The sequence below is a fragment of the Flavivirga sp. 57AJ16 genome, assembly GCF_028736925.1.
Taxonomy (GTDB): Bacteria; Bacteroidota; Bacteroidia; order Flavobacteriales; family Flavobacteriaceae; genus Flavivirga.
This window is the reverse complement of the sequence record NZ_JAQZAT010000007.1, coordinates 22,533-46,423: the sequence shown is the minus strand read 5'-3', so window position 1 is coordinate 46,423 and position 23,891 is coordinate 22,533. Positions and strand designations below refer to the sequence as shown.

Below are 23,891 nucleotides of genomic sequence, written 5' to 3'. Positions count from 1 at the left end.
CTGGAAATTATGTAGGAAAACCAAGCATACTTCCCATTCCCACTGTAAATAACCAACAACCATAAATAGCATGTTCTATAGATACCAAGAGTGTAGATTGTGTATTTTTATAGGTTGTCGCAAACAATAAGCCCCCTAAAAAAGTGAGGGCAATCACTAAATAATTTTTGAAAAATATATGCCCTAAAGAAAATACAATAGCATTTACAAAAATGAACAGCGTATCGTTTTTAAATAAACCTTTATAACGTTGAAAATAAAAAGTTCTATAAATTAGCTCTTGTGGATACACCGAAAAGAAACTATAAATAAGCAATATAAAAATCCATAATTTAGGTTTATTGAGCAATACGCCAAAAAGCGATTCTTTATCTGTTAACCCAACAAACAATATAGTAAACATGGCAATAACAGCTAGTTTTAAAATGGTTTGCTTCCAGAACACAAGCCATTTTAGACCCGGGGCGATTTTAAACTTTTTCTTCTCAACCCTCAACAAAATATAAATGATGTATAAAAATCCAATGAAACCAATACCCATTTTAAGTTTTATAGAATAAGTAAAAGCAAAACTAACAGGTAATAGAATAAAAACAATTAAAAACTCAATGCCCTTATAGATTGCTGTATTCATAATCACATGTTAATTGCCGTGGTATGCCTTACTTCATTTATAACAAACATACTATGTGTACTACCTATATGATCGATGGTTGTTAGCCTTTTAACCATAAACTCACGAAAAGCCTGCATGTCCTTAACTAAAACTTTTAATAAATAATCATAATCACCACTAACATGATAACATTCTAGCACCTCTTTTATATTGGCAACCTCTTTTTCAAACCTTATAACATATTCTTGACTGTGCTGTACAAGCTTGATATGGCAAAATGCCACAAAAGCTTTATCCACGCGTTCTTTATTTACCAATGCAACATATTTGTTAATGTAGCCTTCCCTTTCCAGCTTTTTTATACGCTCATAGACCGCCGTTACAGAAAGGTTTAATTTATTGGAAAGTTCTTTATTTGTTTGTTTACTATCTACTTGTAAGTAATCCAATAACTTTCTATCGATCTCATCAAAAATCATAATTGAAAAATTTTCATCAATATACACAAAAACACATAAAAAAATATAATATAATCTATAAATGATCTATAAATAAGTTTTATTTTCTTAATAACAAACCATCTATTGTTTTATAATCTCAAAATATTGAGTTTTGCTATAAATTTTTTAAACATAAAACATCATGGCTTTTAAACCCGCAAATAACATACAGGACTTACAGTATTTTGGTGAATTTGGAGGCGTAAACCCTTCCATTTCGGATGCTTCGACCTATACATTTTTATCTGCAAAAACCATGTTTGATACTTTTGAGGGCAATGCCGATGGCTGCTATTTATATTCGCGTCATTCCTCGCCTTCAAATTTATATCTCGGAGAAGCTTTGGCTGCGATGGAAGGCACAGAAACCGCCAATGTTTCTGCATCTGGAATGGGCGCTATTACGCCTGTAATACTGCAATTATGTGGTAGTGGGGATCATATTATTTCTAGTAGAACTATTTATGGGGGTACTTATGCATTTTTGAAAAATTTCACACCACGATTTAATATAAACACTTCTTTTGTCGATATTACTAATTTAGAAATGGTCGAAAACGCCATCACAGAAAACACAAAAGTACTGTATTGTGAATCTGTAAGCAATCCGCTTTTAGAAGTCGCCAACATAAAGGGGTTAGCAGATATTGCCAAGAAGCATGATTTAAAATTAGTAGTAGACAACACCTTTTCCCCGCTATCTATAGCACCAGCCATGTTAGGCGCCGATGTCGTTATACATAGCTTAACAAAATTCATTAATGGATCTAGCGATACTGTTGGAGGTGTCGTTTGCGGTACACAAGAGTTTATAAATGAATTACGCAATGTAAACGATGGCGCTTCTATGTTATTGGGTTCCACAATGGACAGCTTAAGAGCTTCATCTATTTTAAAGAACTTAAGAACCTTGCATATTAGAATAGAACAACATAGTTATAATGCCACTTATTTAGCCAAAAAGTTTGAAGCCGATGGTTTAAAAACTGTTTATCCAGGGCTAGAGTCCCATCCATCCCACGAATTATTTAAAAGTATGATGAATGAAAAATATGGTTTTGGAGGTATGTTGACCATTGATGTAGGCTCTTTGGATAAAGCGAACGAACTTATGGAAATGATGCAAGATAAAAACTTAGGCTATTTAGCTGTAAGTCTAGGGTTTTACAAAACGCTTTTTAGTGCTCCAGGAAGCTCTACATCGTCTGAAATACCAGAAGAAGAACAAAAGGAAATGGGTTTAAGTGATGGGCTAATTCGTTTTTCCATTGGACTGGATGCAGATATTGAACGTACCTATCAAACCATGCGGGCATGTATGGAAGCTCTCAATATACCTGGTTCTAAATTAAAGACTGTTTAACCCGGATTACACATGAGTTGTCGTTACAAAGGTTAAACTTAAAAAGTAGAGAAGCTCTATAGTTTTAGGCATAGCCTGAGTTAAATCCCCTTGATACGTGTCCATAAACCTAACATGATGGTTTCAAAATTCTCAAACTTAGGCTTAAAAGGTTTTATATTTAATCGGCCATTGTCCTTGTAAAGTGTTAAACTAAAAACGGATGAGTTTGGATTGTTTGTATCTAAAATAGGATACCTTAAATCGTTGTATTGATACGCATTGTCCGCAACCTTATAAATGCTATAATAATGATTACTAAACCACGCCAAGTTTTTAATATCATTAAATTCAATGGGCTTTAAATCGCGTTGTTTGGGTAAACTTTTAAAATCCAAAAACCTGTTTTTTCTATCCAATAAAGAATAGTTGGCTACGAAATACAAAGAATCCGTTTCAATAATCCCATACCATAATATATTATTAAAAATAGCTGGCTGCGTACTATACCGCTCGGCACTAATATTATTTTCTGCCATAGATTTTCTAAATACAGCATCTATATAAAACTTGTTTCCTATAGTGAATAACATATAAGCAGAGCTAATTCCCAAACCTAGCTTTAACCAAAGCTTTCTTCTATTCGATGCGCTATTAAAAAACATTAAAACAATCATACAGATGAGAAATGGCAATGTATAAATGGGGTCTACTACGGCAATATTATTAAAAGCAACACGATAATTACTAAACGGAGCAAACAATTGAGTACCATACGGCGTAAAACAATCTAAAATAGGATGTGTGAACAATGACCAAAAGAACAGTTTAATCCAATCATTTTTAGTGGTAGTATGTATGCGTTTACCCGAATTATATAATTTATAAATGCCCCATCCCAAAAGAAATGCTGCAAAAACCGAAAACAAAATAGAATGCATAAAACCTCTATGGAACAACATGGCATCAATTTCATTGTTGAACAGTAAACTACCAACATACACATCCAAATCTGGAATAGTACCCCCAATAGCACCAAATAGCAAAGCCTTATTACCTATTTTCTTTCCTAGAACAGCTTCACCACAAGCTGCACCTAAAACGATTTGGGTTAATGAATCCATTTTTAATTTTAAAATACATGCAAATGTACGCAACTCATATCATTTGCATAACTTCATTGAAAATCGTAACATTACGCGACTAAAACGCAATAGATGCAAAACGAAAATAACCTTTCAGAAATAAACATTGAAAATCAAAAAATTATTGACAATAAAGCATTAAACATATGGGAAGCCTTAATTCCTGTTTTATTTTTAATGGTATTATTAGCCTACAATATCTTTTTTGCCGATGGCAGTATGCTGGGAGATTATTCTAATCAATTTATCTTATTAATATCTGGAGGTGTTGCAGCATTGGTTGGCTTTTTTAACAAAGTTTCTTTTAACATCATGTTAAAAGAAATTTGGGAGAACTTAAAAAGTGTTTTCGTTCCTATTATGATTTTATTTTTAGTAGGCGCACTTGCTGGAACATGGCTAATTAGTGGTATTATCCCAGCTATGGTATACTATGGCCTACAAGTTTTAAACCCATCCATATTTTTACCGGCTTCTGTAATAATAGCTGCCATAATTTCCATAGCAACAGGAAGTTCCTGGACGACTTCTGCAACCGTAGGTATTGCACTCATAGGCATTGGTAGCGCTTTGGGCATCCCTTCTGGGATGATCGCTGGTGCTGTTATTTCCGGAGCTTATTTTGGAGATAAAATGTCCCCTTTAAGTGATACTACAAATTTAGCACCTGCTATGGCCGGAACAGATTTGTTTACCCATATTCGCTATATGACCATTACCACAGTACCAACCATACTTATTACATTAATAGCATTTTCTATTTTGAGTACCACTATTGACACTACAGGAAGTACAGACACTGCTTTTATATTAGAAACCATAAATAACAACTTTAATATAACGCCGTTATTGTTTATTGTGCCTTTGGTTGTCGTTACTCTCATATTACTAAAAACCAAACCATTAATTGCCCTAGCTTCTGGTGTTATATTAGCTGCCATATTTGCATTGGTATTCCAACCAGAAGTATTAAATAAATTATCTTCATCTAAAACAAAAACAATTCTCACTTCTGTTTTAGCCGATACTCAAATAACTATTGACTATAAAAAATATGTTGCTACCTATACGGATGAGGAATTAGAGGCCATAAAATCGAATGCAGACTTAAAAAACTTATTCACGGACGATGATTTGGGAAAAATCTATACTAAAGACGATTTAGCAAAAGTCTTCTCTTTTAAATCATTGGACCCATCCACATTGGCCAGTAAAGTAAACAGTTTAGACAAGCTAATAACCTTAAAAAGATTAAAGAAACTCCTTAATTCTGGAGGCATGAACGGTATGCTTTGGACGATTTATTTAATATGTTGTGCCATGGTATTTGGAGGCGTTATGGACGCTATTGGTGCTTTAGCCAGAATTACAAACGCCCTATTGTCTATTGCAACGACTGTATTTGGTTTATTTTCCAGTACCGTAATAAGTTGTTTAGGTTTAAACGCTATTGCTTCAGACCAATATTTAGCCATCGTTATTCCAGGAAAAATGTTTAAGCAAGCCTTTGAGGACAAAGGGTTAGCTCCAGAAAACCTTAGTAGAACCCTAGAGGATTCTGGAACAGTAACCTCTGTTTTAATTCCTTGGAATACCTGTGGTGCTTACCAATCTGGAGTCCTGGGTGTTGGAGTTGGTGAGTATTTTATATATGCCATTTTTAATTGGCTTAGCCCTTTTACCACACTCTTATTTGCTGCTTTTTCAATTAAAATAAGACAACTGAAGAAAAAATAACAGTATAACATACTCATTTACAGATAGTATAAACAAATACTATAAGTCAATAGTTATTTAAAATTTTATTCTTATTTCATTTTCTCTTGTTATAGATTATTTTTGCATACTTAAACGCGAATTATTAATTAAAAATTTAAATACAAATGGCATTAGTAGGAAAACAATTTCCAGATTTGAATGTAGACGCAATGAACGAAATGGGTGATACTTTTAAAGTAAACGTTCTTGAAGAAGCAAAAAACAACAACAAAAAAGTATTATTATTCTGGTATCCTAAAGATTTTACTTTTGTATGTCCAACAGAATTACATGCTTTTCAAGCAGCATTAGCAGAATTCGAAAAACGTAATACCATTGTTATAGGAGCTTCTTGTGATACTCCAGAAGTACATTTTGCATGGTTAAACACAGCAAAAAACCAAGGTGGCATTGAAGGTGTTACATACCCGCTTTTAGCAGATTCTAATAGAAATCTAGCCTCTACTTTAGGTATTTTAGATATCACTAACGAGCAATACAATGAGGAAACCGGTGTTGTAACCGTAGAAGGGGACAATGTTACTTACAGAGCAACATACGTTATAGATGAAAACGGTATAGTACAACACGAAGGCATAAACAATATGCCTATTGGTAGAAATGTGAATGAATTTTTACGCATTATAGACGCTTTAACACATGTACAGGAAAAAGGAGAAGTTTGCCCTGCTAACTGGGAAGAAGGTAAAGAAGCTATGAATGCAAATAGAAATGCCACTGCCGAGTATTTAGCTGCTCACGTAAATTAAGAAATTCCAATAATCTAAATACCAAATTCCAATCACTTTGATTTTGGAATTTGGTATTTGTATATAGAAAATAAAAAAACATTATGATTCAAGAATTAAGTCAGGATAACTTAAGTGAATTGGTTGCGAGTAACAAGACCGTTGTTGTGCAATATTCTGCAACATGGTGTGGCAATTGTCGCATTATGAAACCTAAAGTTAAAAAATTAGCTTCAGAGTTAGAAAATATAACTTTTATTATCGCAGATGCTGAAAAATTTCCTAAATCCAGACAATTGGCAACTGTTGATAATTTACCAACGTTTGCTACTTTTAAAGATGGCGCATTTGTAAATCAAGTTCAAACCAATAAGTTTGATGTTTTAAAAGAACTTGTTGAAGAAGTTATCTAAAAAAACTAATTGATGAAATTACCAATAATTAAACACCTTACTCAATTCATTGAAGACAATGATGAAGATTTTGTAGTAGAAACTATTGAAACCTTAGAAGCTTTAACCGAGGTCCCATCTCTTAAAGATGAAGAATTAGATATTATTGGTGAACTTATTTCTAATATGTATGGTGCTATAGAAGTGAATAAAATGATAAAAGAAGGCACACCACAAAAAGAAGCTTTAAACCGTTTTATGAAACGTGTTTTAGGCTCTATTGACAAATAAAGAATCTCTTGAAACCCGAGCTATCTTCGTATTCTTATGATTAAATCATACTACCGCACTACCGTACACTTTCCAAAAGCTTTTCAATATCGGCAAATCCCTTTTCATTAGCATAATCTAAAGCCGTTTTACCTTCACTATCTTTAATAGCCCTATCAACGCCATGTTTTAACAACAATCCCACTATTTGGGCTTGATTGTACATGCAAGCATATATTATACCATTTCTACCATAAAATACAACATATAATTCGTTTATTTTTCACTATTTCTACATTATAAAAATAAATCGTAGCTAAGGCTATGATAGATTTTCATGCTTTGAACTAGCAAAAACTAATTCAAATTATTTATATCGCATTTTATAGCAGAACTGGTATTAAAGGTGTTGTACCATTATTGTTCTTAGCATTAACAGCTGCCCCTTGTTGTATTAAATATTCAGCTAAAAATTCATTTCCTTTAAAAGACACACCTATCAAAGCCGTATTTCCAGAATCATCAACGGTATCTATAGCTAAATCAATATAAAATGGCATAGAAAATTTAGATATAAAAAATTGAAGTTCAAGGTAAAAAGCGTAGGCATAGCCTAGTTACGGCGAGTATTTTTAACGAAGAAATTCGGTTTTTCACTCTGAAGGTTCATGTTATTTTATATTGATTTAGATATATATCCGCATTATTCTCGATGAGTAATTTTACAATATCTATTTTACCAAAATAAGCAGCAAAAATTAAAGGTGTAAACCCTCTTGAATCTTTAGCGTTTATCAAATTGGGATGACATTTTATAAGTGCTTCTACCTGCTCCCTATCTCCAGATTGAATAGCACTTTGCAAAAAATTTATAGCATTCATATTAATTTCAAAATAAATGGGGGCACATGTAGTTAAACACAACCCCCTATTCAAAATATTTAATAAAAGAATTTCTTGAAACCAACTATCCTTGAGGCAGAGCCATAGTGGTACACTTCGGCTTTAGTTTATCTTGAGTACTTCGGCTGTGCTCTGCATAAACTCTAGTCGAAAGGCTCAATACATGTTTCGCTAGTTTTTTTTGACCTTAGAGTCTAAAACCGAAATGACAATCTCAACGGAAACCCTGCCTTTGCCGGCAGGCAGGCCCGACGCAATGCGTCGAGGAATGCTTTTCGATTAAAAAAATCAGTCTAAATCAAAACGGTCTAAATTCATAACCTTTGTCCAGGCTTTAACAAAGTCATTTACAAACTTTTCCTGAGCATCATCCGCACCATAAACCTCTGCAACTGCTCTTAACTCTGAATTTGAGCCAAAAATTAAATCGGCACGAGTTCCTGTAAACATCACCTCTCCTGTTCTACGATCCCTTCCTTCAAATAATATATCATCATCTGTGACCGCTTTCCATGTATAAGCAAAATCCAAAATAATCGTAAAGAAATCATTGGTAAGATAACCTACACGATCTGTAAATACACCATGGTTAGAACCGTCATAATTAGCCCCTAATACACGTAAACCACCTACTAATACTGTCATTTCAGGAATAGTAAGTGTTAATAAGCTAGCCCGGTCCACCAATAAATTTTCTGCAGCTACTTTCAAATCTGACTTTATATAATTTCTAAAACCATCTGCTTGCGGTTCTAAATGACCAAAAGACTCTATATCTGTTTGTTCTTGAGAAGCATCTCCTCGACCTCCAGTAAAAGGCACTGTTACATCATGTCCCGCATTTTTAGCAGCTTGCTCAACACCTACGGTCCCTCCCAAAACAATTAAGTCTGCTATCGAAACAGTACCACTAAATTCTTTCTGAATAGCCTTATATACAGCAAGTACTTTTTCCAATTCCATAGGGTTATTTACTTCCCAATCTTTTTGAGGTGCTAAACGGATACGACCACCATTGGCGCCTCCACGCATATCCGAACCTCTAAAGGTAGATGCCGAGGCCCAAGCTGTAGATACTAATTGGGATATTGATAAACCAGAAACAAAAATCATGTTTTTTAAATATGTAATAGCACTGGCATTCAATGTATAGTCAACCCTTGGTATAGGGTCCTGCCATAACAATTCCTCATGAGGCACTTCTGGTCCCAAATAACGAGATACCGGTCCCATATCACGGTGCGTTAATTTATACCAGGCACGAGCAAATGCATCTTCAAAAGCTTTGTGGTCTTTATGGAAACGTTTTGAAATTTCCAGATAAGTGGGATCCATTTTCAGAGCCATATCTGCATCGGTCATCATTAAAGCCTGTCTTTTTGATGCGTCCCCTGCCCTAGGTGCCGTTTTAGCTTGCGATTCTTTTGTCGGAGTCCATTGGTTTGCTCCTGCCGGACTTTTAGTCAACTCCCAATCGTAATTTAATAACACATCAAAATATTCATGGTCCCATTGTATAGGGTTAGGCGTCCAGGCACCTTCAAGACCGCTTGTAATCGCATCATCCAAAACACCCGTGCCATACGTGTTTTTCCACCCTGTACCCATTTCTTCTATTAAACCCCCTGCAGGTTCGGCACCTATATATGTGTTAGGATCTGCAGCGCCATGTGCTTTTCCAAATGTATGGCCTCCAGCAGTTAGCGCCACCGTTTCTTCATCATTCATAGCCATACGTCCAAAAGTTTCTTTAATGAGCTTAGCGGTTCCTAATGGATCAGGTATGCCATTCGGGCCTTCCGGATTTACATAGATCAGCCCCATATGTGTCGCTCCCAAATGGCCCTCAATAGCTTCTCCACCTTCAAACCGTTCCTTATTTCCCAACCACTCTGTTTCCGACCCCCAATAAACATCCTGTTCTGGCTCCCAAATATCTTCACGACCACCAGCAAAACCAAACGTTTTAAAGCCCATAGACTCTAAAGCACAGTTACCTGCAAGAATCAATAGATCTGCCCAAGAGATTTTCCTTCCATATTTCTTTTTTATAGGCCATAGCAATAAACGTGCTTTATCCAAATTTCCGTTATCGGGCCAACTATTTATTGGAGCAAAACGTTGGTTTCCGGTGGCAGCTCCACCACGTCCATCCCCAACACGATAGGTGCCGGCACTATGCCATGCCATACGAATCATAAAGGGGCCATAATGACCATAATCTGCAGGCCACCAGTCTTGTGAATCCGTCATTAAATCTATAACTTCTTGTTTTAAAGTTGGAAAATCAACACTATTAAATGCTTTAGCATAATTAAACTCCGCTCCCATTGGGTTGGATTTTACCCCATTTTGACGAAGGATGTTCAATTTAAGTTCATTTGGCCACCAATCGCGGTTTCCCGTACCACTACCGGCTGTTTTTTTGTGAGCCCCGCCCATAAATGGGCATTTGTTTATGTCACCGTTATTTGTATCCATTTATATTAGATTTATTAGTTATTTGATTCATTGAACTCCTCTTGACTTTTTGTTTTTAACCGAAATCGAAGATTCATGAACTCCGATTTATGATAAATAAGAGTTAAATGAACTAAAATGAGCTAAAATTTGTTCAGATAAGGCTCTTTTTGAAAGTCATAGCATCGTTACGTGTAAGAAAAGTAACGAAATATAGACGAATTTTAGCCACCTTTTTAGGAAATATAAAAGTCAAAATGAGTTCATTTACACAAACTTAATTTTTATTGCTTAAAAATTAATGTTTTATTTATATTTATAAGCTATAAATGCATAGTTAAAATTTATTTAAAAAAAATTTTTAATAGTTTTTTGTAATGATTATAATAATTTCAAAAAATTAATATTTCTAAACAATTTTATATGCTTACTTTTAATGTTTAATAAAAAAATACATAATGGCAACAGTTACTTTAAAAGGAAATCCCATAGAAACATCTGGAAACTTACCACAAGTAGGAAGTTTAGCTCCAGATTTCACCTTAACAGCAATCGATTTATCAACTAAAACCTTAAACGATTTTAAAGGACAAAAATTAGTTTTAAATATTTTCCCCAGTGTAGACACGGGTACTTGTGCGCAATCTGTTAGACAATTTAATAAAGAAGCCAGCCAATTGGAAAACACTAAAGTTTTATGTATCTCTCACGATTTACCATTTGCACATGCTCGTTTTTGTGGTGCCGAAGGTTTAGATAACGTCATTAGTTTATCCGATTATAAAGATGGTAGTTTTGGAAAAGCCTACGGGCTAAATTTCATTACAGGTCCATTAGAAGCGCTACATTCCAGAAGTGTTATAATAGTAGATGAAAACGGCACTGTAAAATATACCGAACAAGTTCCAGAAACTGTCGATGAACCTAATTATAAAGCAGCTCTTGATGCTTTATAAAATATATTAAAACGGCCGTTTAATACATGACAAAAAAAGACTCCTTTATAGTAAATCGGCTTAAAAGTATTGGTTACGCTTTTAAAGGAGCCTTACTACTTTTAAGAACAGAAGCTAGTGTCAAAATTCAGTTTGCAATTGCCCTGATACTTACCTTTATTGGGTTTTATTATGAAATTTCGTCAACCGAATGGCTTGTTCAACTGTTATGCATAGGTGTCGTCATGAGTATTGAAGGTATCAATACAGCTATAGAAGCCATAGCCGATTTTATTCACCCAGAACACCATAAAAAAATAGGTTTAATAAAAGATATCGCTGCTGGAGCTGTATTTATAGCTTCCGTATTTGCTATTATCATCGGTTTTATCATATACATCCCAAAGATTTTTTAAAATACTATTACTTTAGGATAAACGTTAGTAATTTGTATTTTTGTTTAACTTAACAACGCATTAATGGCGAAAAGAAAAACCAAGACCAAAAAACCACCTAAACAAAAAATTAAAAAGCCAAGTTTTAAGCTATCGAGTCAACAAAAGTTGGTTTTTGGTAGTTTACTTGTTATATGTGGTGTTTGGTTGTGCATAGCCTTAGCTTCTTATTTCTTTACTGGAGAAGCAGATCAAAGCGTTATAAGCACATTTCCGTCCAGAACCTCAGAAACTCAAAATTGGGTCAGTCAATTTGGTGCATGGATCGGTGAGTTTTTTATTCAACGTGGTTTTGGTATTGCTTCATTTATATATTCCGGATTGATCTTTTTATCTGGAATTTATGTTTTGATGAACCTGAATAAAGCCAAATTAAGAAAACATTGGTTTTGGGGAATTTTAATAGCTGTATGGTTGTCTGTTTTTTTTGGTTTCTTCGGGAACAAAACAGATATCCTCGGTGGCACTATTGGTTTTGAAATTAACACGTTCCTACAAGATTACATTGGAAAAATAGGTACTTCCCTCCTACTTTTATTAGGACTAATCACTTATTTGGCCATTCGTTTTAGGGTTACTTTCGAAAGTTTCATCAATATCTTTAAGTCTGCAAAAAAGGATATTAAAAATGAGATTTCCGATCTAAAAGAGGATTTGATTATCCCTTTGGACAATAATTTATCTGAAGAAGCCGAAGCTATTAAATCTGCCCATGAAATTCCTTTACACAATGATGGGTCTCCAGTAAAAAAAGAAACTAATTCTGCTCCGCTTGAAGTTGAAATAGCACCAAAAGAAGACGAAGAAGAACAGGATCTTGAAATGAAGGTTGAAAAAGTTTCTGAAGAACTTTCTGAAACGGATAACCTGGCCAATAAATTAGTGGAAGACTTTGGACAATTTGACCCCACGCTTGAGCTGGCAAAATATCAATTTCCACCTCTGGACCTTCTAAAAAAGTATGACTCTGAGGGTATTACCATAAACCAGGAAGAATTAGAAGAAAATAAGAATAAAATTGTTGAGACTTTAAATAACTACAAGATTGGTATTGCTAGCATTAAAGCTACTATTGGTCCTACAGTTACTTTATATGAAATCGTTCCCGAAGCAGGTGTTCGTATTTCAAAAATTAAAAATTTAGAGGACGATATTGCTCTATCATTATCTGCTCTTGGTATTCGTATTATAGCCCCTATTCCCGGAAAAGGAACTATTGGTATCGAAGTTCCAAATAAAAATGCCACTATTGTTTCAATGCGTTCGGTTATTGCCTCTAAAAAGTTTCAAACTTCGGACATGCAACTTCCTATAGCTTTAGGAAAAACGATTAGCAACGAAACCTTTGTAGTTGACCTTGCTAAAATGCCTCACTTACTAATGGCCGGTGCTACCGGACAAGGTAAATCGGTAGGTTTAAATGCTGTTTTAACATCGTTACTATATAAAAAACATCCAGCAGAGGTTAAATTTATTTTAGTAGATCCTAAAAAGGTAGAGCTAACGCTTTTCAATAAAATAGAACGTCATTATTTAGCTAAATTACCAGACAGTGAGGATGCCATAATCACAGATAACACAAAGGTTATCAATACATTAAACTCTTTATGTATTGAAATGGATAATCGTTACGAATTGCTAAAAAATGCCATGTGTAGAAACATTGCAGAATACAACGTAAAATTTAAGGCACGTAAATTAAATCCAAATGATGGGCACCAGTTCTTACCGTACATTGTTTTGGTGGTCGATGAATTTGCAGATTTAATTATGACAGCTGGAAAAGAGGTCGAAACACCCATAGCACGTTTGGCACAATTGGCCAGAGCTATTGGAATCCATTTAATCATTGCAACACAACGCCCATCTGTTAACGTTATTACTGGTATAATCAAGGCAAACTTTCCAGCTCGTATAGCATTTAGAGTAACCTCTAAAATTGATTCAAGAACCATTCTAGATGGCTCTGGTGCCGATCAATTAATTGGTCGTGGTGATATGTTATTTACACAAGGCAATGATGTTATTCGTGTACAATGTGCTTTTGTAGATACGCCTGAGGTTGAAAAGATAACAGATTATATAGGCTCTCAAAAAGCATATCCAGACGCTTACCAATTACCAGAATATGTTGGCGAAGAAAGTGGCACAGGTATTGATATAGATATTTCAGATAGAGACAAACTATTTAAAGATGCTGCTATTGTTATTGTAACAGCACAACAAGGTTCTGCTTCCTTATTGCAACGAAAATTAAAACTGGGCTATAACAGGGCGGGAAGATTAATAGACCAATTAGAAGCAGCAGGTATCGTAGGGCCATTTGAGGGCAGTAAAGCAAGACAAGTCTTGATTACCGACCTTACAGCTTTAGATCAACATTTAGAAAACGAGATATAATTTAAATATGAAAATGAAACGAACATTAACAAATTTTAAGCATTTTTTCACAAAAGGGAATGTTTAAAATTTTTAATGTGAGAACGGAGTGGTTACACACGTTCTCAATTTTATAATCAATTTAATATCAAATAATTACTAAAATTTAAACGTGTGAAAAATACTATAACATTCCTATTGATTGCTTTTACAATTAGTAGTGGCTTAGCACAAAACAACGCCAAATTATTGTTAGATAAAGTTTCTCAAAAAGTAAAGGGCTATCAAAATATTTCAATAGCCTTTAAGTACACTCTTGAAAACGCTTCAGAAAATATAAAACAAGAAACCAGGGGTGATGTTACCATGAAAGGTGATAAATATAAACTAAACATCCTTGGAGTGATACGCCTTTTTGATGGTAAAACACTTTATACCATAAGCCCTGAAGATGAAGAAGTGACTATCTCTTCAGAAAATGATAATGAAGAAGATGCCATTACACCAAGTAAAATGCTATCTTTTTATGAAGATGGCTATACTTATAAGCTAGATATTGAACAAAGCATAAAAGGCAGAAAAATACAATACATCAAACTAACACCTATAGATTCAAACTCCGAAATAAAGTATATCCTATTAGGTATCGATGCACAGACCAAGCATATATACAATTTAATTCAACTTGGAAAAAACAGTACAAAAACGACTTTCACTGTTAATTCCTTTAAAACAAATGAGCCTTTGTCAGAAACCTTATTTACCTTTGATGCCAATAAATATAAAGATTATTACATCAACAAATTAGATTAGGTAAATACTTGTAAAACGAGTATTAACAAATTTTAAAGAACATTTTTATTTTTTAAAGATTTTTAATATGAGAACGAAGTGCTTACACACGTTCTTAATTTTATAATTAAGCTTGTTAAACAAATAATATAAATTGAATTATGCATCATTTTGAAATTCAATTGGTATAAAATTTAAACGTGTGAAACATTTATGAATAAAAATTTAATCATCAACGAAAATGATTGTATAAATGTTACATCTGACCATAAAAAAACAATCCGTGTGAACAGATGAAAATATTAGACCGATACATCCTAACTACATACCTTAAAACTTTTATCAGTGTATTTATAATACTCATGCTGATATTTATTTTGCAGACCATTTGGTTGTATATCAAAGAACTTGCCGGCAAAGATTTAGACATTGTAATCATAGCCAAATTTTTAATTTACTTTATGCCAAAACTAATTCCTTTGGTATTGCCGCTTACCATATTACTGGCATCCATTATGGTATTTGGGTCCTTTGCAGAAAACTATGAGTTTGCTGCCATGAAATCAACAGGCATTTCTTTACAACGCGCCATGTCTGGCCTTAGCATCTTTATCGTTATACTTGGATTTGTTACTTTTTTATTTTCCAATAACGTTATTCCCTGGGCAGAACTTAACTCCTATAACTTACGTAGGAATATAGCAAAACTGAAACCTGCCATGCTACTAGCTAAAGGGCAATTTAATGAAGTTGGTACCTATAATATAAAATTCGCCGATAAGTATGGTGATAGGGATCAATATTTAAAGGATATTACTATACATATTAAAGGAGCAGACGGGAAAAAAAATGAGACAACAATAAAATCCAAAACAGGTGAACTAGCGAGCGAAAAAAATTCAAATGTCTTAAAACTTATACTATTAGATGGTAATTACTACTCAGACATTACCAATACAAGATCAAAAAACCATAAACCGTTCGCAAAAAGTATATTTGAAAAATATATCATTAATATAGATTTGTCTAAACTTAACAAAGTCGATTTTGACGAAAAATCACAAACAGACAAATACAGCATGCTTAATATTAGTAGTTTAAATAAAACTATTGATTCTCTTACAGAAAAAAGGCAAGCTGATTATCAATCATTTTCAAAAAATTTATTACAGCGGTCTGGTGTTTCTAAAAAAATCAACCCCATCACACCTAAAGAGCCCGTTAATGATTCTATATACACTGGGAACCTTTTAGATCTTTTTAGTCCTAAAAAAAAGTCTGAATTGATTAATGTTACCGATAAATCAATAACCAGTGCCAAACAAATCATTATTTCTAAAGAAAGAACAAAAAAAAATGCTGAGATTTTAATCAACAGACATGTTATTTCATTACATGAAAAGTTTGCATTGGGCTTTGCTTGTATCATCTTATTTTTTGTTGGTGCGCCATTAGGAGCTTTAATACGCAAAGGGGGGATTGGCCTCCCTATGGTTATAGCCATACTACTATTTTTAACCTATCACTTTATTGGTATTTTTGCCACTAATAGTGCAAAAAGTGGAAATCTCGACCCTATTTTAGCAAGTTGGTTTTCAACCTTAATGATGCTACCTCTTGGAATCTTTTTGACTAAAAGGGCTACGGCCGATAGAGGTATCTTTGAATTAGGCAATATTATTGAACCGCTAAAGAAAGTTTTTAATATTAAAGAAAAGGATGCTGTCGATTATAAGTTTCTGGCTCCTTATAAAAACGAAGAACTCTTTAATATAATCAATAACTATAAAGCACTTGGTCATGATGAAAATATCCGATATGAAGCTATAAAATTATTAAAAAGCCGAGGACTTTCAATAAAGCAAATTAGGGAGAAAGGAATAAATATCAATGCTGACTATGATGTTTCAGAAGACATCGTTAAAAAACAAAAAAGCCTCTCTAAATTTGCTATCATTTTATATAGCATAGGAGCCATATCGCTTATACTATATTTTATTTGTAACAACAATAAGTTACCAGCATTAGCATCTGTATTGATCAAAGTGAGTATGGGTGCATTCTTATTATTTGTAGTTTACTATATCAGGTTATTAGTTAATACATTTAGGTTTTACACCCATATTAAAAAGAAAGATAAAAGGCCTCATTTTTTCCTTTTATTAATCGGGTTCCCTTTATACATAGTTTCATATGCATTTTTAAATGTAAAAATTAAGGAAGACTTAAAGCTAAATTGTTTAAATTCTTTAAAATAAGCAATATCTTTGCATTATGATTGATACCATGACACAAAAAACGACTACTAAATTAAATACTATACACGAAGCCATTGATGATATTAGAAATGGTAAAGTAATCATCGTTGTCGATGATGAAAATCGCGAAAATGAAGGTGATTTTGTTGCAGCTGCAGATATGGTAACCCCACAGATGATAAACTTTATGGCAACTCACGGTAGAGGGCTTATATGTACACCTTTAACAGAAAATAGGTGTAAAGAACTCGAGCTTAATATGATGGTGCGCAATAATACCGATCCTATGGAAACTGCTTTTACGGTATCGGTAGATTTAAGAGGTGGCGGGGTTTCAACCGGTATTTCTGCAAGCGATAGAGCAAAAACCGTTAAAGCTTTAATCGATCCAAATACGAAGCCATTTGAATTAGCACGACCTGGACATATTTTTCCTTTAGTAGCAAAGGAAGGAGGCGTTTTAAGAAGAACAGGACATACAGAAGCCGCCATTGATTTTGCCAGATTAGCAGGTTTAAAGCCCGCTGGGGTCATCGTTGAAATTATGAACGAGGATGGTACGATGGCACGTTTACCCGAACTTATTAAAGTCGCTAAAAAACTAGACCTTAAAATAGTCTCCATTGAAGATTTAGTGGCTTATAGAATGCAACACGATTCTTTAATAGAGAAAAAAGAAGATTTTCAAATTGAAACCCGATTTGGAAGTTTTAGATTAAGAGCATACAAGCAAACCACTAATAATCAAATACATATAGCATTAACAAAAGGACAATGGAAAGATAATGAAGGGGTGCTTACAAGAATAAATTCCACCTTGGTTAATAATGATATTTTAGGAACCCTTACAAATAATGTTGACAAACAACTAATCAACATGTTTAAGGTTATTAATAATGAAGGCAAAGGCGCCATCTTATTTATTAATCAAGAATCCCAATCTATGAATATTTTAAAACGTCTAGTTGTTTTAAAAGAAAACCAAAGCAGTGATAAAGTATATAAAGCCCCTAGAATAAGTATGGATGCCAGAGATTTTGGTATTGGTGCACAAATACTTCATGATTTAAATATTCATAAATTAAGATTAATTTCTAACGCCGAAGCACATACTAAACGTGTTGGTTTAATAGGATATGGCTTAGAGATTGTAGATTATGTGAAGTATTAATATATAATTACTTTTTTAGTCGTTTTTTTAGTATCAGAGAAAATTTTAACTAAGTATATACCAGGACTTAAACGAGATACTTCTAGATTTTTAACGTTTCCTAGTTTATCTAAAACAAGATTCCCTAAAATATCATAAACTTCTACTTTATCAATAATTTGATTTGATGCTATAATAATTCGTTTATTAGCAGGGTTTGGGTATATTTTATAGGCTTTTTTGCTAATTTCATTGCTATGTAATGGTTCGCTTTGATATACTCGAACATAATCTATAACCATACTACTTTCAATAAAATCAGGGCTTATCGTACCTGCTGAACCTCCCATCGCTAGATTCAGTAAAATATATTGATCTTCGAAAAACGGCCACGTATTAATATCTTTAACTGGTGGGTTATAAACATAAAAACTTATGCCATCAATTAAAAAAGTTATTTGATCCGGAGACCAATTAACCGAATACACATGGAAATTGTTTGCAACATCACTAATTGTTATTGATTGTGTATTCATCGTATTTCCTGAGCAACCATTACAGGATGTATGTATTGCACTTGAGACATGGTTATCCAAGCCTAAACCATGTTCCATAATATCAACCTCTCCACAAATAGGCCAGTTAACAGTACCAAAGTCACCATCCCAAAAACCACCATCTTCATTAATATTTTTACCTAAAGTCCATATAGCAGACCAAATGCCATTGCCTAAAGGTAGTTTTGCCCTAACATCTACACGCCCGTAAGTGAATGCGAATTTTGAGTTTAACCTTGCTGATGTATATCCCTTTGTTTCTCCTTGATCAGTAAAATTTTCTTTAATAGCTTTAATATACAAGAAACCATTATCTACAAAAGAATTCTCTATGCGGTTCGTATAATGTTGCTCTTCGCCATTAAACCAACTATTTCCAAGAGGAAATTGGGTTTGGTGAAACCATTTACTAGAATCAACAACTCCATCAATATTAAATTCATCTGCCCAGACTAAATGAGTGTATTCAACATCAATAGCATTAGACCCTATTTCTTTAACAACCTCATCTATAAAGTCATTGTGTTGCGCTAAAGACAATTGACAAGCGAATAGGATACTTATAATTATGTAATAGTTAGATTTCATAATTCAATGTTACCATTTTAACAAAAGTAATTATTAAAACCCTTATGTTTTAATTTTTAATCTATACAAAACCATACACAGGAATAATGTATAATATGATCTTACTGCACGAGGAACTAATTATAGATTCTATTTTAAAACAATTGATTCTATAACCTCTACCATTTTCGCTGCTCTACTTCTAACCTCTTCTTCGGTCCAAGATAATTTTATTAAACAAGAAATATTTCTGGCTATATAATAATCTGACTGGGTAAACGCTTTCGTTTTTAAATAACTGAGTCCTTTTTTGACTTCTTGAGAAATAGGGAATAATGATTTCAAATTTGTTAAATGATCCCATTTCCTAATGTAATGCCAATGGTTGTCATAATAATGAAAACAGGCATCTATAGCATTCTGCTTAAAGGCTTCCGATACTTTTCGAGTGGTATCTATATCTGGTAAGAAGAAATTTAAAAAGGCACAACTTTCTTCTCCTCCCTCTGGAACTGTTCTAAAAACCACTTCTGGAATTTGAGATAAAGCGTCTCGAAGTATCGTGTAATTTTTCTTTTGAATCGTTAAAAATTCAGGCAATCGTTTTACCTGTGCTAATCCTACTGCAGCATGGAGTTCAGAAATTCTAAAATTATAACCTAAAAAAGGATGTCTTTCTGCCCCCCTGTCATGACCAACATGGTCATGACCATGATCGCTATAATGATCTGCATTTGTATAATATTCTTTATTATTTGTAATCACAGCACCACCCTCGCCACATGTAATCGTTTTTACAAAATCAAAAGAAAAACAACCAAGATCTCCAATGCTCCCTAGTGGTTTTCCTTTATACACCCCTCCTATCGCCTGACAAGCATCTTCTACCAATAATAAATCATGGGTATCACAAATGGCCTGTAAAGCATTCATATCTCCCATACTCCCACACATTTGTACCACCATAACTGCTTTTGTTTTAGTAGTGATTGCAGCTTCTACAGCCTTAGGATCTAGAGCAAGTGTATCATCAATATCAACTAAAACCGGAATAGCTCCAAGCATCATAATAGCTTCAAAGCTAGCTACAAAAGTAAATGCGGGCATAATAACTTCGTCTCCAGCCCCTACACCTGCAGATGCCAGCGCAACAGAAACTGCAGCCGTGCCACTCGAAACAAGTTGTACGTGCTTCGTATTAAAAGATTGCTCTAATGCGATTTCAAGTTCTCTAGATTTCCAATGTCCTTTGCGCATACCATCAAAACCATAACGCATTAAAACGCCATTATCTAAGACATCATTAACTTCCTTACGTTCTAATTCTCCAAATAATTCAAATCCTGGCATAAATAATATTGTATATTTTTAATTTATAATTCGATAATCGTATCATCAATAGATTTTCTAACTTTTTCAAATTCAGAAAACATATCATCATCAGCTCTATAGCCAACGGGTAACAATAATACTGATTTCAATTTCATTTTATCCAACTCTAAAGTCGCATCAAATGCCTCAGGCAAAAAACCCTCCATCGGACACGAATCTATACCTTCTACAGCACATACCGTCATTAAATTTCCTAATGAAATATAAGCTTGGTTTTTTGACCATTGTTGACATTCCTCTGCAGTCATTTTCTTCATTATGTTAATAAGCTCTAGCCTATAAGGCTCTAAAATAGTGTCTGATGTCCCCCTGATGGATTTAATATTATCATAATAGTGGTTAATGTCTGTTTCACTAATATCATTTTGAATACAAATGACCAGTAAATGTGAAGCCTCTAAAACTTGTTTCTGGTTAAATGAATGTTTAACTAACGGTACCCGTAAAGCTTCGTCTTCAATAACTATTAACTTAATAGTTTGGAGCCCAAAAGAAGTTGCCGTTAAATTAAAGGCTTCTTTCAAAATATTAAGTTTTGCACTCGAAAGCTTCTTGTTCTTATCAAATTTTTTAGTAGCATAACGCCACTGCAACCGCTTTATAGTATCCATTTCATCTGTTTAAATTTATTATTTTTTATCGGTCAGATGTAATTCGCTGTTAGACATCCCAGTTGGTATCAAGAATTGTTATAGCTCATTTCAATATTAATATGTGTGCAAAAATAAGGTTTGAGATTTTGTTTTTACAATAATAAAAGAATTTCTTGAAACCAACTATCCCTACCTAGTCGGCAGACAGGATCGAGGCAGAGCCATAGTGGTATATTTCGGCTTAGTTTACCTTGATGTACTTCGGCTGCGCATAAACCCTAGTCGAAAGGCTCTGTACATGCTTCGCTCGTTTCATACCCAATTCCTGTCTCGCCGGCAGGAAGTTGCATACAGGTTTTTAAAAATCTAAATGCCTTGTTTATAAATGCCATAACGATGCTATGCAATCTGATCACAGTGTTTTTAGATTTTAATATAACTTCGCCTTTAGTACGGTGTTTTACGCTCAAATTGGTATAAAAATTATTTTTTTAAAAAGTTTGTGTTTTATTTGAAAGAATTAAAAAAGGGTTCTATATTTGCACCCGCCTACGGGAAAGGAATTTCCCTTCAGCGGGATAACCCGCTAAAAAGTAAACGCAAAAGACACTGGAGAAATGGCAGAGTGGTCGAATGCGGCAGTCTTGAAAACTGTTGAGGGTCACACCTCCGGGGGTTCGAATCCCTCTTTCTCCGCAAAAACCCTTGTAACCAATTGATTTACAAGGGTTTTGTTTTTTAGTTGACAGTATCGTTGACAATACTTAATAAATTAGTCTTATTTTTTAGAAAAACTTCAGTAAGTACTTCAAATCAATTAAATCGTTATTTTCATCAGGTAATAATACTTCTAAAGTAACTTCGCTTTGGTTTTCATTTTGTTGTTCAACCTCAATTAAATCAAATTTTAGGTCATATTTTGCATTAATGAATTTAATAATTTCATTCATATCATTTCTATCAATTAAGTCTTTCTCAATGATTAAATGTATTTGTTTTTTAATAACAATAATTAGTGAGTCATAAATATTTTTTTGAAAAGGAGAATTAATTGATTTTACTAACATTGCTAAATTATCAATGTAACGTATACTTAATGATATATCAACTAATTTTGAAAATGGGTTGGTAAGTTTGTCTAACAGACAGTTATAGTCTGAACTGTAGGTTAGTGATAGGTTATTAGGGGTTGCTAATTGGTTAAGATTTAATACTTGAATAGTTATATAACCACCAACAGAATTTGTTACCGTTCCATCTTCACCATTATCATGCTTTACATCTACATTTCTGCCCTGACATATAACTTCGAGCATTACATTGTTGATAAGAAATAAACTATCTTCTAAACTGTTGGTCAGTTTATAATCATTTTTAATTTGGTATATTATTGTCTCTACAAAATTTGATTGAGCTTTATAAAAGCACTCATTAAATTTGAACTGCACATCATCAAATGATAAGTTTGAGATACATGGATGCTCGTCTTTGCTATTTTTATCAGATGTTGAGACACTACCTATTTCAAAGTTCTTTTTATCCACTTTGACATAAATAGCGGTAGCATCTATTTTATCTCTTGCACTTATAAACTTTTGTAGATACTCAAGCTTATCTTTTACATTAAAGGAAGAAATTTTTCTAAATAATAGTTCATCTTCATCATACCTGTCAGCACTGCCATCTTCCTTAGGATGATAAAAACTCCATCTACCTAAGATACCTAATAAGAAATCCTTTGATGGTCTAAAAACTTTTAGTTGGGTTCTTCTCTTAAAATTACCACGATTTAAATCACCTATTGAAAGTTGTGTATCACCGGCGATTATTCCAAAATCAGGTGCTATACATCCTATAATTAATGTCATTTTATCCCTCTTCTTCTTTGTGACTAATTATTTTTGAAACTACTCCTGTACTTTGCTTAATATCAAAATTATGATCTAACTTTATATTAGAATTGTCAGATAACCAATCTGAAATACTTTGAATAAACAAATTTTTATTAGTCACATAATCATTTACTAATAACTCTGCATCTTCCCACTTAGTCGGATTACCAACATCAGAACTAAATTGATTATAGCTGTGGATAATCTTCCACCAAACATCTGTATCAACCTCAGTATGATTATACTTAAGTTTTGCATATTTTACTAATTCACTATCATTATTATTTAATCCTTTAGATAGTCCTACAAATTGAAAAAATTCAGCACTATCTTTAATTTCTTTTGGCATATAATAGCTATTGCAAATTTTAATTATTGGCTCTATAAAATCATCTAAGTCCTTTCTTCTTATTACTAATGCCATTCCTGACATATCTAAATAAAACTTTTCGGAAAAAATACGATTATCATCTAAGGTAAATCTTGAAATAAATTGACGTCCATTAGCACCAATCCAAGCCTCTTTATCATATATTAAGTCGACAAGTTCTAATATTTTATGTGTTTGTTCTTCAATTAGTATCGAATCGATATTAAATTTCTGATAGAGTATAACTGCAATTATCAAAGTCAAAACCCCGGCGACGGCAGATAAAGCCTTAAAAGAAGTTCCAAATATTTCTAATAAAGTAGAGTTTTCTTCTGCTATGATGAATGGAAATGAAAACGCAATCGCGCCTAAAAACAATCCTAATATAATTATATTCCTTTTTTTCATATCATATT

The 23,891-nt window shown here is 33.5% G+C and carries 24 protein-coding genes and 1 tRNA gene; 12 read left to right on the top strand and 13 right to left on the bottom strand.

Annotated elements, in window-relative coordinates; genetic code table 11:
- Positions 1 to 7: 7 nt before the first annotated feature.
- Positions 8 to 634 (bottom strand): CPBP family intramembrane glutamic endopeptidase, encoded by a 627-nt coding sequence (locus PQO00_RS09110; protein ID WP_274184534.1) that lies wholly within the window; start codon positions 632 to 634, stop codon positions 8 to 10.
- A 2-nt stretch (positions 635 to 636) separates the two neighbouring features.
- Positions 637 to 1,095 carry an Lrp/AsnC family transcriptional regulator gene (locus tag PQO00_RS09105; protein ID WP_274184533.1) on the bottom strand — a complete coding sequence of 153 codons (459 nt, stop codon included), beginning with the start codon at positions 1,093 to 1,095 and terminating at the stop codon, positions 637 to 639.
- A 163-nt stretch (positions 1,096 to 1,258) separates the two neighbouring features.
- On the opposite strand from PQO00_RS09105, the gene PQO00_RS09100 reads away from it, so the two are divergent.
- Positions 1,259 to 2,479, top strand: coding sequence for an aminotransferase class I/II-fold pyridoxal phosphate-dependent enzyme (locus PQO00_RS09100; protein ID WP_274184532.1), 1,221 nt, complete (start codon positions 1,259 to 1,261; stop codon positions 2,477 to 2,479).
- A gap of 80 nt (positions 2,480 to 2,559) precedes the next feature.
- Here PQO00_RS09100 and PQO00_RS09095 read toward each other — a convergent pair whose 3' ends face one another.
- On the bottom strand, positions 2,560 to 3,582 hold the full coding sequence (locus tag PQO00_RS09095) for a metal-dependent hydrolase (protein WP_274184531.1): 1,023 nt from the start codon (positions 3,580 to 3,582) through the stop codon (positions 2,560 to 2,562).
- A 93-nt stretch (positions 3,583 to 3,675) separates the two neighbouring features.
- On the opposite strand from PQO00_RS09095, the gene PQO00_RS09090 reads away from it, so the two are divergent.
- The 4 genes from PQO00_RS09090 to PQO00_RS09075 all read left to right on the top strand — a co-directional run bounded on the left by PQO00_RS09090 (position 3,676) and on the right by PQO00_RS09075 (position 6,793).
- Complete coding sequence (locus tag PQO00_RS09090; protein WP_274184530.1) at positions 3,676 to 5,340, top strand: Na+/H+ antiporter NhaC family protein; 1,665 nt, start codon at positions 3,676 to 3,678, stop codon at positions 5,338 to 5,340.
- Between the two features lie 146 nt (positions 5,341 to 5,486).
- On the top strand, positions 5,487 to 6,131 hold the full coding sequence (locus PQO00_RS09085; protein ID WP_274184529.1) for a peroxiredoxin: 645 nt from the start codon (positions 5,487 to 5,489) through the stop codon (positions 6,129 to 6,131).
- An 83-nt stretch (positions 6,132 to 6,214) separates the two neighbouring features.
- Positions 6,215 to 6,523 (top strand): co-chaperone YbbN, encoded by a 309-nt coding sequence (locus PQO00_RS09080; protein WP_274184528.1) that lies wholly within the window; start codon positions 6,215 to 6,217, stop codon positions 6,521 to 6,523.
- A 12-nt stretch (positions 6,524 to 6,535) separates the two neighbouring features.
- On the top strand, positions 6,536 to 6,793 hold the full coding sequence (locus PQO00_RS09075) for a hypothetical protein (RefSeq protein ID WP_274184527.1): 258 nt from the start codon (positions 6,536 to 6,538) through the stop codon (positions 6,791 to 6,793).
- A gap of 58 nt (positions 6,794 to 6,851) precedes the next feature.
- Here the strand turns inward: PQO00_RS09075 and PQO00_RS09070 are convergent, their stop codons facing one another.
- From PQO00_RS09070 to katG, 4 genes are all read right to left on the bottom strand, one after another.
- On the bottom strand, positions 6,852 to 7,052 hold the full coding sequence (locus tag PQO00_RS09070) for an ankyrin repeat domain-containing protein (protein ID WP_274184708.1): 201 nt from the start codon (positions 7,050 to 7,052) through the stop codon (positions 6,852 to 6,854).
- Between the two features lie 103 nt (positions 7,053 to 7,155).
- Entirely contained in the window at positions 7,156 to 7,332 is a 177-nt protein-coding gene (locus PQO00_RS09065; protein WP_274184526.1) for a hypothetical protein, read from the bottom strand.
- Positions 7,333 to 7,438: 106 nt separating this feature from the next.
- Positions 7,439 to 7,654, bottom strand: coding sequence for an ankyrin repeat domain-containing protein (locus PQO00_RS09060; protein WP_274184525.1), 216 nt, complete (start codon positions 7,652 to 7,654; stop codon positions 7,439 to 7,441).
- 309 nt (positions 7,655 to 7,963) lie between these two features.
- Positions 7,964 to 10,156, bottom strand: coding sequence for a catalase/peroxidase HPI (gene katG / locus PQO00_RS09055; protein WP_274184524.1), 2,193 nt, complete (start codon positions 10,154 to 10,156; stop codon positions 7,964 to 7,966).
- 437 nt (positions 10,157 to 10,593) lie between these two features.
- On the opposite strand from katG, the gene tpx reads away from it, so the two are divergent.
- From tpx to ribB, 6 genes are all read left to right on the top strand, one after another.
- The gene (tpx, locus tag PQO00_RS09050; RefSeq protein ID WP_274184523.1) at positions 10,594 to 11,091 is read left to right on the top strand and encodes a thiol peroxidase; all 498 of its coding nucleotides are present in this window, start codon (positions 10,594 to 10,596) and stop codon (positions 11,089 to 11,091) included.
- A 26-nt stretch (positions 11,092 to 11,117) separates the two neighbouring features.
- Positions 11,118 to 11,486: a diacylglycerol kinase gene (locus tag PQO00_RS09045; RefSeq protein WP_274184522.1), complete on the top strand. Its 369-nt coding sequence runs from the start codon at positions 11,118 to 11,120 to the stop codon at positions 11,484 to 11,486.
- 63 nt (positions 11,487 to 11,549) lie between these two features.
- Positions 11,550 to 13,925, top strand: coding sequence for a DNA translocase FtsK (locus PQO00_RS09040; protein ID WP_274184521.1), 2,376 nt, complete (start codon positions 11,550 to 11,552; stop codon positions 13,923 to 13,925).
- A gap of 153 nt (positions 13,926 to 14,078) precedes the next feature.
- Entirely contained in the window at positions 14,079 to 14,717 is a 639-nt protein-coding gene (locus tag PQO00_RS09035) for an outer membrane lipoprotein carrier protein LolA (protein ID WP_274184520.1), read from the top strand.
- Between the two features lie 272 nt (positions 14,718 to 14,989).
- On the top strand, positions 14,990 to 16,954 hold the full coding sequence (locus tag PQO00_RS09030) for an LptF/LptG family permease (RefSeq protein ID WP_274184519.1): 1,965 nt from the start codon (positions 14,990 to 14,992) through the stop codon (positions 16,952 to 16,954).
- 16 nt (positions 16,955 to 16,970) lie between these two features.
- The gene (ribB, locus tag PQO00_RS09025; protein ID WP_274184518.1) at positions 16,971 to 18,125 is read left to right on the top strand and encodes a 3,4-dihydroxy-2-butanone-4-phosphate synthase; all 1,155 of its coding nucleotides are present in this window, start codon (positions 16,971 to 16,973) and stop codon (positions 18,123 to 18,125) included.
- On the opposite strand, the gene PQO00_RS09020 is transcribed toward ribB, so the two are convergent.
- The 4 genes from PQO00_RS09020 to PQO00_RS09005 all read right to left on the bottom strand — a co-directional run bounded on the left by PQO00_RS09020 (position 18,122) and on the right by PQO00_RS09005 (position 21,683).
- Complete coding sequence (locus tag PQO00_RS09020) at positions 18,122 to 19,249, bottom strand: family 16 glycosylhydrolase (protein WP_274184517.1); 1,128 nt, start codon at positions 19,247 to 19,249, stop codon at positions 18,122 to 18,124. The genes ribB and PQO00_RS09020 overlap by 4 nt on opposite strands.
- A 129-nt stretch (positions 19,250 to 19,378) precedes the next feature.
- Positions 19,379 to 20,578, bottom strand: a complete 1,200-nt coding sequence (locus tag PQO00_RS09015) for a DegT/DnrJ/EryC1/StrS aminotransferase family protein (protein WP_274184516.1) — start codon at positions 20,576 to 20,578, stop codon at positions 19,379 to 19,381.
- Positions 20,579 to 20,601: 23 nt separating this feature from the next.
- Positions 20,602 to 21,231, bottom strand: coding sequence for an NAD(P)H-dependent oxidoreductase (locus tag PQO00_RS09010; RefSeq protein ID WP_274184515.1), 630 nt, complete (start codon positions 21,229 to 21,231; stop codon positions 20,602 to 20,604).
- 260 nt (positions 21,232 to 21,491) lie between these two features.
- Complete coding sequence (locus PQO00_RS09005) at positions 21,492 to 21,683, bottom strand: hypothetical protein (protein WP_274184514.1); 192 nt, start codon at positions 21,681 to 21,683, stop codon at positions 21,492 to 21,494.
- Between the two features lie 141 nt (positions 21,684 to 21,824).
- On the opposite strand from PQO00_RS09005, the gene PQO00_RS09000 reads away from it, so the two are divergent.
- Positions 21,825 to 21,909: transfer RNA gene (locus PQO00_RS09000), tRNA-Ser, on the top strand.
- Between the two features lie 89 nt (positions 21,910 to 21,998).
- Here the strand turns inward: PQO00_RS09000 and PQO00_RS08995 are convergent.
- Complete coding sequence (locus PQO00_RS08995; protein WP_274184513.1) at positions 21,999 to 23,081, bottom strand: hypothetical protein; 1,083 nt, start codon at positions 23,079 to 23,081, stop codon at positions 21,999 to 22,001.
- Position 23,082: 1 nt separating this feature from the next.
- The gene (locus PQO00_RS08990) at positions 23,083 to 23,883 is read right to left on the bottom strand and encodes a hypothetical protein (protein WP_274184512.1); all 801 of its coding nucleotides are present in this window, start codon (positions 23,881 to 23,883) and stop codon (positions 23,083 to 23,085) included.
- Positions 23,884 to 23,891: the final 8 nt, after the last annotated feature.